Annotated in this window: 11 protein-coding genes; 8 read left to right on the top strand and 3 right to left on the bottom strand. The window is 63.9% G+C overall.

Going from position 1 to position 12,583, the window contains the following annotated elements; genetic code table 11:
* The first annotated feature begins 110 nt into the window (after positions 1 to 110).
* The 4 genes from SUTH_RS05845 (at position 111) to SUTH_RS05830 (ending at position 4,021) form a co-directional block, all read left to right on the top strand.
* A complete protein-coding gene (locus SUTH_RS05845) occupies positions 111 to 1,091 on the top strand; it encodes an NADPH:quinone oxidoreductase family protein (RefSeq protein WP_041097808.1) in 981 nt (326 codons plus the stop codon).
* Between the two features lie 160 nt (positions 1,092 to 1,251).
* Positions 1,252 to 2,691, top strand: a complete 1,440-nt coding sequence (locus tag SUTH_RS05840; protein WP_041097806.1) for an aldehyde dehydrogenase family protein — start codon at positions 1,252 to 1,254, stop codon at positions 2,689 to 2,691.
* A 120-nt stretch (positions 2,692 to 2,811) separates the two neighbouring features.
* The gene (locus tag SUTH_RS18315) at positions 2,812 to 3,300 is read left to right on the top strand and encodes a hypothetical protein (protein ID WP_148312859.1); all 489 of its coding nucleotides are present in this window, start codon (positions 2,812 to 2,814) and stop codon (positions 3,298 to 3,300) included.
* A 40-nt stretch (positions 3,301 to 3,340) separates the two neighbouring features.
* Positions 3,341 to 4,021 (top strand): hypothetical protein, encoded by a 681-nt coding sequence (locus tag SUTH_RS05830; RefSeq protein ID WP_041097802.1) that lies wholly within the window; start codon positions 3,341 to 3,343, stop codon positions 4,019 to 4,021.
* A 133-nt stretch (positions 4,022 to 4,154) separates the two neighbouring features.
* Here the strand turns inward: SUTH_RS05830 and dnaQ are convergent, their stop codons facing one another.
* The 3 genes from dnaQ to SUTH_RS05815 are packed head-to-tail and all read right to left on the bottom strand — an operon-like array spanning position 4,155 to position 6,070.
* On the bottom strand, positions 4,155 to 4,862 hold the full coding sequence (gene dnaQ, locus SUTH_RS05825) for a DNA polymerase III subunit epsilon (protein ID WP_041097800.1): 708 nt from the start codon (positions 4,860 to 4,862) through the stop codon (positions 4,155 to 4,157).
* Between the two features lie 12 nt (positions 4,863 to 4,874).
* Entirely contained in the window at positions 4,875 to 5,351 is a 477-nt protein-coding gene (rnhA, locus tag SUTH_RS05820; protein WP_052473303.1) for a ribonuclease HI, read from the bottom strand.
* A complete protein-coding gene (locus SUTH_RS05815; protein WP_041097798.1) occupies positions 5,348 to 6,070 on the bottom strand; it encodes a class I SAM-dependent methyltransferase in 723 nt (240 codons plus the stop codon). The genes rnhA and SUTH_RS05815 overlap by 4 nt, the downstream gene beginning before the upstream one ends.
* A 27-nt stretch (positions 6,071 to 6,097) precedes the next feature.
* Here SUTH_RS05815 and gloB point away from each other — a divergent pair, with 27 nt between their 5' ends.
* The 4 genes from gloB to SUTH_RS05795 all read left to right on the top strand — a co-directional run bounded on the left by gloB (position 6,098) and on the right by SUTH_RS05795 (position 12,579).
* Positions 6,098 to 6,877 (top strand): hydroxyacylglutathione hydrolase, encoded by a 780-nt coding sequence (gloB, locus tag SUTH_RS05810; protein ID WP_041097796.1) that lies wholly within the window; start codon positions 6,098 to 6,100, stop codon positions 6,875 to 6,877.
* 17 nt (positions 6,878 to 6,894) lie between these two features.
* On the top strand, positions 6,895 to 9,240 hold the full coding sequence (locus SUTH_RS18310; protein ID WP_052473302.1) for a caspase family protein: 2,346 nt from the start codon (positions 6,895 to 6,897) through the stop codon (positions 9,238 to 9,240).
* Positions 9,241 to 9,380: 140 nt separating this feature from the next.
* Entirely contained in the window at positions 9,381 to 10,724 is a 1,344-nt protein-coding gene (locus tag SUTH_RS05800; protein ID WP_052473300.1) for a transglycosylase SLT domain-containing protein, read from the top strand.
* A 61-nt stretch (positions 10,725 to 10,785) separates the two neighbouring features.
* Positions 10,786 to 12,579: an extracellular solute-binding protein gene (locus tag SUTH_RS05795; RefSeq protein ID WP_041097794.1), complete on the top strand. Its 1,794-nt coding sequence runs from the start codon at positions 10,786 to 10,788 to the stop codon at positions 12,577 to 12,579.
* Positions 12,580 to 12,583 lie beyond the last annotated feature (4 nt).

The following is a 12,583-nucleotide window of genomic DNA, read 5'->3' as shown; positions in this document are numbered from 1 at the left end:
CCACGTGTGATGGACGAGACGCGACAACCGCATTGATCCATCTGCGCAATCTGCGAAATCTGTGGATCAATTGCTCTATTTCAAAAATTAAACCAACAAGGAAACCCCCAATGAAAGCACTGCTCTGCGAAGCCTACGGTCCGATCGACAACCTCGTCGTCAAGGACATCCCCTCCCCGGTGCCGGGACCCAAACAACTGCTGGTCGAAGTCAAAGCCGCGGCGGTGAACTTCCCCGATGCGCTGATGGTGCAGGGCCTCTACCAGGTCAAGCCGCCATTGCCCTTCACGCCGGGCGCCGAGATTTCCGGCATCGTCAAAACCGTAGGTGCCGAGGTGAAGCACTATAAGGCCGGCGACCGTGTCATCGCGCTGACCAGTACCGGCGGCTTCGCCGAGGAATGCATAGTCGAGTCGGCAAAGGCGATGCCGCTGCCGACGGGAATGGATTTCGAAACCGGCGCGGCGCTGGTGCTGACCTACTGCACTTCGCTGCACGGCCTCAAGGACTGCGGCCACCTGAAGGCCGGCGAAACCCTGGTGGTACTCGGCGCCGCCGGCGGCGTCGGCATCTCGGCGATCGAGATCGGCAAGGCCATGGGCGCACGCGTGATCGCGGCGGCTTCCAGCGACGACAAGCTGGCGTTGTGCCGGAAAGTCGGCGCTGACGAGACGGTGAATTACAGCACCGAAAACCTCAAGGACCGCATCAACGAACTCACCGGCGGCAAGGGCGCCGACGTCGTGTACGACCCGGTCGGCGGCCCCTACACCGAGCCAGCCGTACGTGCCCTGGCCTGGCGCGGACGGCTGCTGATCATCGGCTTCGCCGCCGGCGAGATCCCGAAGATTCCGCTCAACCTGGCGCTGCTCAAGGAACGTTCGCTGATCGGCGTGTACTGGGGCGATTCGACCAAGCATGATCCGACGGGCCATCTGGCCAACCTGCACCAGCTCCACGAGTGGTTCGCCACCGGCAGGATTCGCCCCGTCGTCAGTGAGCGTTTTCCGCTTTCCGCCGCGAAGGATGCCATCGCGAGCATCGCCAACCGCCAGGTCAAGGGCAAAATCGTGGTACTGCCCAACGATTAACGCTCATCGTTCCAAGCGCCACTGCAGAAGTTGAAACACGCGAAAAGCAATATATTCGCCCGCCCCCCTTCCCCCCCCTCGCGGGGGGTTACCGATCGGCGCGCTACGCGCGTCGGCCCCACAAGTAGCTCCGACAAGGAGTTTGACGTTAAGGAACAACATGGAACAACGCACCCAGTTTTACATCGACGGCCAGTGGGTTTCCCCGGCCGGACAAGGCACGATCGAGGTCTTCTCGCCTACCGACGGCGCCCTGCTGGCGACCGTGCCGCAAGGCAACGCGGCCGATGCCGACAAGGCCGTGACGGCGGCGCGCGGCGCCTTCGACGCCTGGAGCGTGACGCCGGCCGCCGAGCGTGCCGCGTATCTGAAGAAAATCCAGGAAAGCCTCAAGGCCCGCGCCGATGAAATCGCGAAGACCATCACGCTCGAAATGGGCATGCCCTACAAGTTCTCGCAGCGCATCCAGGTCGGCTCGCCCACGGCGAGCTTCGGCATGTACTCGAAAATGCTGGCCGATTTCCCGTTCGAGGAAAAGGTCGGCAATTCAAAAGTGGTGCGCGAAGCGGTCGGCGTCGTCGCCGCCATCACGCCGTGGAACTACCCGCTGCACCAGATCGCGGCCAAGGTCGCCGCCGCGCTCGCCGCCGGCTGCACCGTGGTGCTGAAACCCTCCGAAGTCGCGCCGCTGAACGCCTTCCTGCTGGCCGAGATCATCCATGCCGCCGGCGTGCCGGCCGGCGTCTTCAACCTGATCACCGGCTACGGCCCGGTGGTCGGCGAAGCCATGGTGACGCACAGGGAAGTCGACATGGTCTCCTTCACCGGCTCGACCCGCGCCGGTACCCGCGTTTCCGAGCTGGCCTCGGCCACGGTCAAGCGCGTGGCGCTGGAACTCGGCGGCAAGTCGGCGGCGATCATCCTCGACGACGCCGACTTCAATGTCGCGGTCAAGGGCGTGGTCGGCAACTGCTACCTCAACTCGGGTCAGACCTGCACCGCGCACACGCGCATGCTGGTGCCGGCCACTCGCTACGCCGAAGCGGCGAAGCTTGCCGTCGAAGCGGCGCAAGCCTATCGCGTCGGCGACCCCATGGCCGAGGGCGTCACGCTCGGCCCGCTGGCCTCGAAGATGCAGCAGGACCGCGTGCGCGACTACATCGGCAAGGGCATCGCCGAAGGCTGCGAACTGCTGACCGGCGGCGCCGACCTGCCCGAGGGCGTGAATCCGGATGGCTACTACGTGAAGCCGACCATCTTCGGCAAGGTCAAGCCCGACAGCAGCATCGCCCAGGAGGAAATCTTCGGCCCGGTGCTCTCGATCATCAGCTACGCGGACGAGGAAGATGCCGTCAGCATCGCCAACGGCACGGTGTATGGCCTCGCCGGCGGCGTCTGGTCAGCCACCGACGAACACGCCGAACAGGTCGCGCGCCGCATGCGCACCGGCCAGGTGGAAATCAACGGTGGCACCTTCAACATGTACGCGCCCTTCGGCGGCTACAAGCAGTCGGGCAACGGCCGCGAGCTGGGCAAGTACGGCCTCGAGGATTTCCTCGAGTTCAAAGCCATGCAGTTCCGCCCGGCGCCAAAGGGATGACTGACAGCCCCACCCGTTAGGACGAAAGTAGTATCCTTGCAGCATGCCGGGGGCCTGGTGCGGTCCCCGGTCCCTGGGCTGTTGCCCCGTCGTATATCCGATCGATGCTGCGTGGATGACATGGAACAAGATTTCAGAAGGAACACCGACCAGTTCGCCACGGGGCCGTTCCGTCCTCACGGCCAGGTTGAAATCTGGTCTGAAGGCAATGTGATGCGTCTGGACGCAACCGGCCCCTTCAACAAGGAAGTCGTCATCGCACTCGGCGCCACGTGGAATAGCCTGTTCGACGAAATGCCGGTGAATGGCCCATTCGCCAACATCATCGTGATGCGCCGTAGCGTCGTGGTTTCGCAAGAAGTGCTGGATGCCTTCGGCGAGTTTCTGCGCGCCAACAACCGGGCCGGACGCGGCGCGAGCGCCGTCGCCTTTGTCGTGGCTCCGGAGGTCGAGGGCCGCTCTCTGATGCTGCCCATGTTCGCCGCGACATACGCCGCCGCGGGAAGGAGGTTCGCCGCCTACGAGACCGAGGCGGAGGCCGATGCCTGGGTGCGCGAAAGACTCGCCGACGACACTGCTCCGCCGCGAGTGCCGACCGACACCAATTGACTCGCCGCGACAGGCTTCCAGCAAACCAGAGTTGTCCAGCATGAACAAACCGGATCATTCAGTTTCCCACGGCGGCGACGTCAGCGAACTCGCCAACGAAGTCCTCGGCGAGCACGCTCCCGCCGGCCCGATTTCAGTACAAAGAAAAACCCTGGCCCTCTGGCTCGCCGCCGCCGCGGCGGGCGGCTCCCTGCTTGGCGTGGTCGCCATGATGATCACGGGAAATTCCCACAGCCAGGCGGAAATTTCCCTGTTGCAAAACACCATCGCCAAGCAGAGAGAAGAAAGCAAGATGGTCGAGAAGCAGCACAATGAGGTGCGCGCCGCCTATGCGCGGATGATTGCGGAGCAGCGTTGTGAGGTCATCGACGGACTCGACGATTGCCTTGCCGCCGGCTTGAGGCGTCCCGAGCGCTTTGCGGCGTCGGATCGCCAGCTGCTGGAAGCCAGGCGCCCTCCGGAACCGCCACCGCCCGATCCGGCCAAAACTGAATCTTCTGCACCGGCGACCAATACCGCGCAGGCGGAGCCCGCGGCCAAAGGATCGGCACAGCCCGCTCCATCGGCGACCCCATCAGCCGCTGCGTCCCGCAAATTGAGCCTTGGCGAATTTGCGGAAGAACTCAACAAGATTCCGGGCGTTGCCGTCGAGGGAACCACTTCGGGCAAGGCGGAAGCTCCCGCGGATGGCAAGAAGGCCGCCGCCAAGCCCGCCTCGTAATTCCAATTCGCATTGGAACCGATACCTTGTCGACTGCGCCTTGCCGTGCTACAGCACTGTCTACGACTTGTCTTCGCGACTCGTTTCCAATCCGAATCGGAATAAGGCCCGGTTTGCAAACCCCGGCAGCGACTCAAGCCTGCCCGGCGCTCTCGAGGTCGCGCCAGAGACACTTTCCCTTGCTCTCCTTGGCGATTTCGGCCAGCACCCGGTCGTGGTCGGCGAGTTCGGCTGCGCTGGCGGGCAACACCAGGAGCGGCGGACGCTGACGGGTACCGCCCAGCGAGTAATCGACGGCCGGACTGTCGAAATTCATCTCCAGGGAATTCTGGCCGCGGGTCATCGCCAGGTAAACCTCGGCCAGCAGTTCGGCATCGAGCAGCGCGCCGTGCAGCTGGCGACCGGAATTGTCCACGCCGAATTCCGAACACAGGGCGTTGAGGTTGTTCTTCTTGCCCGGCCGCATCTCGCGCGCCATGCGCAGCGTGTCGATCACCTCGCTGCACAGCTGCTCGATGCTCTCCTGCTGCAACAGGCCCAACTCGTTGTTGAGGAAGCCGACGTCGAAGGCCGCGTTATGGATCACCAGCTCGGCGCCACGGACGAAGGCCATGAAGTCGGCGGCGATCTCGGCGAACTTCGGCTTGTCGGCGAGGAATTCGTCGGAGAGTCCGTGGATGCGTTCCGAATCGGCGACCAGCCGTTCCGGATTGAGATAGACGTGATAGCGCTGGCCGGTGATCTGCCGCCCCATCAGTTCGACGCAGCCGATTTCGACGATGCGATCGCCGGTGCGGAAATCGAGTCCGGTGGTTTCGGTATCGAGAATCACTTTGCGCATGTGGAGCCCATTTCAGTAGAAATCATGCCCCGCGCCGGTTGGCGTTGGGCGCGCTGCCGCGTTGCGGGCAAGTTCGACGCCGCGCCGCGCCAGGACGTCGGCGCGTTCGTTCTCCGGGTGGCCGGCATGGCCCTTGACCCAGATCCATTCGATCTTGTGTTGTGCCGCCAGACGGTCCAGCTCGCGCCACAGATCCTCGTTCTTGACCGGCTCCTTGCCGGCGGTCTTCCAGCCGCGCCGCTTCCAGCCGTGGATCCATTCGCTGATGCCCTTCTGCACGTACTGAGAATCGGTGTGCACCTTGGCTTCGACCGGCCCTTTCAAGGCACGCAGCGCCTCGATCACCGCCATCATTTCCATGCGGTTGTTGGTGGTCAGCGCCTCACCGCCGAACAGTTCCTTTTCGATCGCGCCCTTGCGCAGGATCGCGCCCCAGCCGCCGGGGCCGGGATTGCCGCTGCAGGCGCCGTCGGTGAAAATTTCAATCATTGATCCACTTTCTGCGTCACGGTGACCAGCGCCTTGGCGCGCGCCATGCGATCGCTCCAGGTCGGGGTAATCAGGCGCATGCCGTGCTGGCGCTTGATGGCCTGCACGATATACACGGCGCCGGCGATCGGCCACCAGCGGTCGCCGGCCGCATCCATGAACTGGAAGCGGCGCAGCCACTTTTCCTGCGTCACCGCGGGGGCGTAGCAACCGAAGGCGCCCGCCTGCATCTCGAAGCCGAGCAGCGAAAACCAGTCCTTCAGGCGCGGCACCGAAAGGTAGGCGCCGCGCCAGGGCGGCAGCGCCTGCCGCCGCGACAGCTTGCGCTTGGCGCCCCACAGGCTAAAGGGGTTGAAGCCGGTGACGATCACATGGCCCTCGGGCACCAGGATGCGCTCGACCTCGCGCAGCACCTGGTGCGGATTGGCGTCGAACTCCAGGGTATGCGGCATCACCACCAGATCGATGCTGTTGGCGGCAAAGGGCAGATAATGCAGATCGGAGCGCACCTCCGAAAAGCCGTCGTAACGCCCGTCATCGCAGCGAAAACGCAGCGGCATGCGGTTGGCGCGCAGGAAATCGTGGCTGGGCAGGGAAAGCTGCACCGCGTTGAAGCCGAAAATGTCGGCGACCAGCAAGTCGTGCTGCTTCTGTTCCCAGTTGAGCACATACTGGCCGGCTGGCGTTTTGAGCCAGTCTTCGAATCCCTGAATTGACATTGCGCCCCGTTTGGAGAAAATTCCCGAATGACTGAGATACTCGGCCTGCACGCTTTCGACGACAACTACATCTGGCTGCTGCGCGACCGGGGCTGCGTCGCGGTGGTCGACCCGGGCGATGCCGCACCCGTGCTGCGCCACCTGGAACAAAGCGGCGACCGCCTCTGCGCCATCCTCGCGACCCATCATCACGGCGACCACGTCGGCGGCCTGGCGGAACTCCTCGCCCGCTTCCCCGTCCCCGTCTATGGCCCGAGCCTGGAAAACATTCCCGGCGTGAGCCATCCGCTGGCCGGCGGCGAGCGCATCGAAGTGTCCGAACTCGCCCTCGAACTCGAGATCATCGACGTCCCCGGTCATACCCGCGGCCACATTGCTTATTATGGCCCAAGTCTCGATGACAACGGCGCGATCTTCTGCGGCGACACGCTGTTCGGCGCCGGTTGCGGCCGCCTGTTCGAGGGCACGCCGGCGCAGATGCACCAGTCTCTGGCCAGACTCGCCGTGTTGCCAGCGCCGACTCTTGTGTATTGCGCCCACGAGTACACCCAGAGCAACCTGCGTTTCGCGATCGCCGTCGAACCGGGCAGCATCGCCGTGCAGCGCCGCAGCGAAAGCGTCGCCCGGGACCGCGCAGCGGGACGGTCCACGATTCCGACCACCATCGGGACGGAACTGGAAACCAATCCCTTCCTGCGCTGGGACGCACCCGCGGTGCGGTCCGCCGCCGCCAGCCGCCTTGGGCATGTTCCGGCTGACGCGGTGGAAACCTTTGCCGCGATTCGCGAGTGGAAAAATCGTTTCTGAGGTGAAATAATCCCGCCATGACCACGCGTCGTACTTTCATCAAGACCCTCGTCGCGATTCCTCCGGCCTTGTCCTTCAGGCGCGCATGGGCGGCTCCCGACCCTTCGCGGCTGGCATTGATCATCGGCAACAGCGCCTACCACGATGCACCGCTGGTCAATCCGGCCAACGATGCCAAGGCCGTCGGCGGATTGTTCACCCAGGCCGGCTTCACCGTCGATTCCCACCTGAACGCCAAGCGCGCCGACATGATGGCCGCCATCGAAAAATTCGGCGCGGCGGCCAAACGGTCGGAGACGAAGCTGGTGGTGTTCTATTACGCTGGCCACGGCGCCCAGCTCGACTGGCGCAACTACCTGCTGCCGGTCGATGCCGTGGTGCAGCGGCAGGAAGACATGAAGCAGCGCTGCATCGATCTGAACCTTCTGCTCGGACAGTTCAGCGCGGCGAAGGACAAGACTTTCATCATCATCCTCGACGCCTGCCGCAACAATCCCTTCGGCAGCGCCTACCGACCCGAACAGAAGGGGCTGTCGCAGTTCGACGCGCCGGTCGGCAGCCTGCTTGCCTACGCCACTTCGCCCGGCAACGTGGCCTCGGACGGCGACGGCCAGAACGGCCTCTACACCGAGAACCTGGTGCGCGAACTGTCCAAGCACAACACCCGCATCGAAGATGCCCTGAAGCGCGTGCGGCTCAATGTGCGCCTGGCCTCGCATGGCGAACAGATTCCCTGGGAGACCACCTCGCTCGAAAGCGACGTCTTCATCTTCAACGAAGGGCAGAAGAAACTCTCCGAAGCCGAGATGGAGAAGCTGATCGAGGCCGACGTCACCGAATGGGCACGCATCAAGTCCTCGAAAAAGATCGACGACTGGGTTGGCTACCTGCGCACCTTCCCCAATGGCCGCTTCGCCGAAATCGCCCAGATGCGGCTGACGCGCCTGCTCGCCGATGTCGAAAAGCAGCGCGTCGAACAGCAACAGCAGGATACGGCCAAGGCCGACAAGCTTGCCGCCGAAAAGCGGCAGGAGGAAGAGAAAAGGAAGCAGGAAGAACAGAAGCGGCTCGAACAGGAACGCATCGAGCGCGAAAAGATCCGGATCGCCGAAGCGCAGCGCCTGGCTGCCGAACGCAAGCAGCTCGAAGAGCAGCAGTTGCAGGAGCAGCGACGACGCCAGGAAGAACAGCAGCGCATCGAACTCAAGCGTCGCGAAGAGCAGGAACGCCTCGATCGCGAACGCCAGCGCATCGCCGAGGCCGAGCGCCAGGCGGCGGAACGCAAGAAGCAGGAGGAGCAGCGCCAGTTGGCGGCGCAGGAACGCATCGAACGCGAACGGATTCGTGTCGCCGAGGAAAAGCGCCTTGTCGCCGAACGCAGGCAGTTCGAGGAGCAACAGCTTCAGGAACAGCGCCGCCGCCAGGAAGAGCAGCAGGCCGCCGAACTCAAGCGCCGCCAGGAGCAGGAACGTCTGGATCGCGAGCGCCAGCGCATCGCCGAAGCCGAACGCCTTGCCGAGGAACGCAGGAAGCAGGAAGAGGAGCAACGCCTCGCCGCGGAACGGAAGCGGATCGAGCAGGAAAAGCTAGCGCAGGCTGCGGCGGCGAAGCCCGTTCCGACAACATCCGCGGCACCAAGCCCGACACCCAAACCAGTCGCGGCAGCACCCGCCGGCGCACCCATGATCGACATCCGCGCCGGCCTGCCGGTGCCGCTGCTGATTCCGCCGTCAGACAATCCCTTCTCCGCCGGGCGTTATCCGCTGGGCCGGATCTATACGATCGGGGATTTTGCGACGGTCCGGCAAACGGACATCCTGACCGGCGTCGAGGAACGTACTTACACGGCGCGCGTGACCAAAGTTGACTACGACGAGGACCGGGTCGAACTCAACAACGGCACCATCATCTCCGACCTGATGGGCAACAGCATCAAGTCCGGACCGATCGAGTTCGACAGCCCGGTGCAATTCACCCCGGCAGAATTCCAGATCGGCAAAAAGTGGACGGCAACTTTCCGCCGCACCCAGAATGGCCAGACGACAAACGCCTATTACGATCTGCAGATCGTCAAGCGGGAAACCATCACGGTTCCGGCAGGGACCTTCGATACCTTCCGGATCGAAGGCGAAGGCTGGAACACATCTGTTAGCGCACGACTCGAAGTAAGGTTCTGGCTGGTACCGGGGCTGAACTTTGGAATCAAGCGCGAATTTGTCACGAAAAACAAGTGGGGACGATTCGGCAGCACAGAAAGGCATGAGCTCGTCGCCCTGCGCCAGCAGACCATCCAGTCGGCCTGCCTGACACCCGGCAGCGGGATGGCCCGCACCTTGACCGTCAAGAGTACGTGCACCGGCTGAGTCGAAAGCGCGACCACCGAAGGAAAGCTTCTGCAGGACACACGGCACCGGCAATATTCCGGTCCCTGCCCCCCCGCTGCGGATGCTAAGATGCGCCGCCCTCACGAGCACCATTGACGGTGCCTTTCGCCTTCCTCCCAATGCCACTGTTTCGCCGCCTGATTCTGCCCCTGCTGTTTTTGCTGACGAGCCACACACATGCCGAGCAGGCATTGCAGCTCACGGCGGAAATTGCCGCGCCCCATAACCTGTCCATCGGCGCCGTACCGCCGCCGACACCCGTGGTCGAACTGCTGCCCGATCCGTCACGCGAAGTGAAGGACGACCTGCCGCCGATCCCCACCATCGACCTCACCACGCCGCCCGACGACCTCTGGCAGCGCATGCGCAACGGCTTCTCGATGCCCGACCTCGACAGCCCGCTGGTGGCCGACCGCCAGGCCTGGTACCTGAACCGGCCCGACCTGCTCAAGCGCATCTTCGAACGCAGCCGGCGCTACCTGCACCACATCGTCGACGAGCTCGAAAAGCGCGGGATGCCGACCGAACTGGCCCTGCTGCCGATCGTCGAAAGCTCCTTCAATCCGCTGGCCTACTCGTCGGCGCGGGCGCTGGGCATGTGGCAGTTCATTCCGTCGACGGGCAAGAACTACAAGTTGCAGCAGAACTGGTGGTTCGACCAGCGCCGCGACATCGTCGCCTCGACCAGCGCCGCGCTCGACTACCTGCAGTACATCTACGAAATGCACGGCGACTGGCACCTGGCGCTGGCCTCCTACAACTGGGGCGAAGGCGCCGTCGGCCGTGCCGTGGCGAAGAACCGGGCCAAGGGGATGCCGACCGACTACCTGAGCCTGAAAATGCCTGGCGAAACCCGTTACTACGTACCCAAGCTGCAGGCGATCAAGAACATCATTGCCCAGCCGCAACTGTTCGGCATCAGCCTCGACCCGATTCCCAACCGGCCCTATTTCGGCACCGTGGAGCGCAGCGAAAACATGGACGTGGCGCTGGCGGCGCGCCTGGCGGAAATCCCGGTGGAGGAGTTCATTGCACTCAACCCCGCCTACAGCCGCCCGGTGATGCCGGGTACGGCGAACAGCCCGCTGGTGCTGCCCGCCGAAAAAGTGCAGACCTTTCTTGCCAACCTGCAGAACCACGAAGCGCAGGACAAGCCGCTCACCGCCTGGCTCACGCACAAGCTGAAGAAGGGCGAGAAGCTGGAAGGCGTCGCCAGCCGCTACGGCATCAGTGCCGCACGGCTGAAACAGTTGAACGGCATCAACGCGCGGACCAAGGTCACGCCCGGCTTCGCCCTGCTGGTGCCGGGCAAGGATGCCATCGGCCACGAGGACATCGCCGCCCGCCTGCCGCAAACTCCGGCCAAGCCGCCGCGCGCCACCAAGTGGAAAAAGGGGAAGGGCAAGGCCAAGGGCGTCGCGGTCAAGATCAGGAAACCGGCGGTCAAACCGAAAAAACGCTGAGTTCCACGGTCGGCCTCCGAGGTACGCCACCGTGCCTGCGCTTTGACATACACTCCGGCACATGCTGAAGCGGATTGCGCACGTCGTTGCCCCCCTGCTGTGCGCCCTGGTGGCGGGCGCATCCTTCGCCTCCCACGGCCTCGCCCTCGGCGGCCGGCCCAAATACCCGGCCGGGTTCTCCCATTTCGATTACGTCAATCCAGCGGCGCCCAGGGGCGGCCAGCTCACCCTCGCCGCGATGGGCAGCTTCGACAAGCTCAACCCCTTCACCCTCAAGGGCGTGCCGCCGGTCAACCTGACCGAACTGGTATTCGAAACCCTGGTCGCCCAGAGCGATGACGAACCATTTTCCGTCTATGGCTTGCTGGCCGAGGACATGGCCCTGGCGCAGGACGAAATGTCCATCACCTTCCGCCTGAACCCGAAAGCCAAGTTCTCCAACGGCGACCCGGTCACCGCCGAGGACGTCAAGCACTCGTGGAACATGCTCATAAGCAAGGCCGCCAGTCCGTTGTACCGTGCCATGTGGGCCGACGTGAAGGGTATCGTGGTGGTCGATCCGCGCACCGTGCGCTTCGAGTTCAAGCGCAGGAACCGCGAGTTGCACATGATCGTCGGCCAGTTGCCAGTCTTCTCCCGCAAGTGGGGGAACGGCAAGCCCTTCGACCAGATCGTCACCGACACCCCCATCGCCAGCGGCCCCTATCTCGTGGACAAGGCAGCGCTGGGCAAGACCATCAGCTACCGGCGAAATCCAGCCTGGTGGGGCGGCGACATTCCGGCGCGACGCGGCATGTTCAATTTCGAGGGCGTCGCCTATCGCTACTACAAGGACGAACTGATCCGGATCGAAGCCTTCAAGGCCGGCGAGTTCGATTTCGTGCACGAGAACATGGCCAAGAACTGGGCCCGCAGCTACCAGGGCGCCAAGTTCGACCGTGGCGAGCTGATCCGCCGCGAGCTGACCCACCTCAATCCGCAGGGCATGCAGGGTTACGTCTTCAACCTGCGGCGCCCCCTGTTCCAGGACGTACGCGTGCGCAAGGCCCTGACCCTGGCCCTCGATTTCGAGTGGATGAACCGCCAGCTCTTCTACAACCAGTACAAGCGCAACTACAGCTACTTCACCAACAGCGAAATGGCCGCCACCGGCAGCCCGGACGCGGCAGAGTTGAAACTGCTGGAGCCCGTGCGGCGCCACCTCGAACCCGAGGCCTTCGGACCCGTGCCGCGACCGCCGACTACCGTGGCCCCGCGGTCGCTGCGAGAAAACCTGCGCGAAGCCCGCGAGCTGTTCCGCGCCGCCGGCTGGGAGTTCCGCGACGGCGCCCTGCGCAACGCCAGGGGCGAAGTCTTCGAGTTCGAGATTCCGCTCAGCGGCAAGAGCTGGGAACGGGTTGTCGCCCCCTACGCCCGCAACCTGGAAAAACTCGGCGTCAGCGTCAAGTACCGGATCATCGATTCCGCCATCCTTGCCAAGCGCACCGACGACTTCGATTTCGACATGCTGCTGCACTGGTTCCTGTCCAGCCAGAGCCCCGGCAACGAACAGTTCCTGCGCTTCGCCAGCGAGACCGCCGACGAAAAGGGTTCGCAAAACCTGATCGGCCTCAAGAACCCCGGCATAGACCACCTGGTCGACGCCATCCTCACCGCCGACACCCGGGAAAAGCTGGTGACCGCCTGCCGCGCCCTCGACCGCGCCCTGCTTGCCGGGTATTACATGATTCCCCAGTGGCACAACACGGTGCACCGGGTGTCCTACAAGAAACACCTCGGCATTCCGGAAAAGCAGCCGCTCTACTACCAACCGGACGACTGGCTGCTGAAGGCCTGGTGGATGAAGAAGGACTGAGGGG

The sequence above is a fragment of the Sulfuritalea hydrogenivorans sk43H genome (assembly GCF_000828635.1).
In the GTDB taxonomy this organism is placed as follows: domain Bacteria; phylum Pseudomonadota; class Gammaproteobacteria; order Burkholderiales; family Rhodocyclaceae; genus Sulfuritalea; species Sulfuritalea hydrogenivorans.
This window is presented reverse-complemented; position numbering and strand designations above follow the sequence as displayed.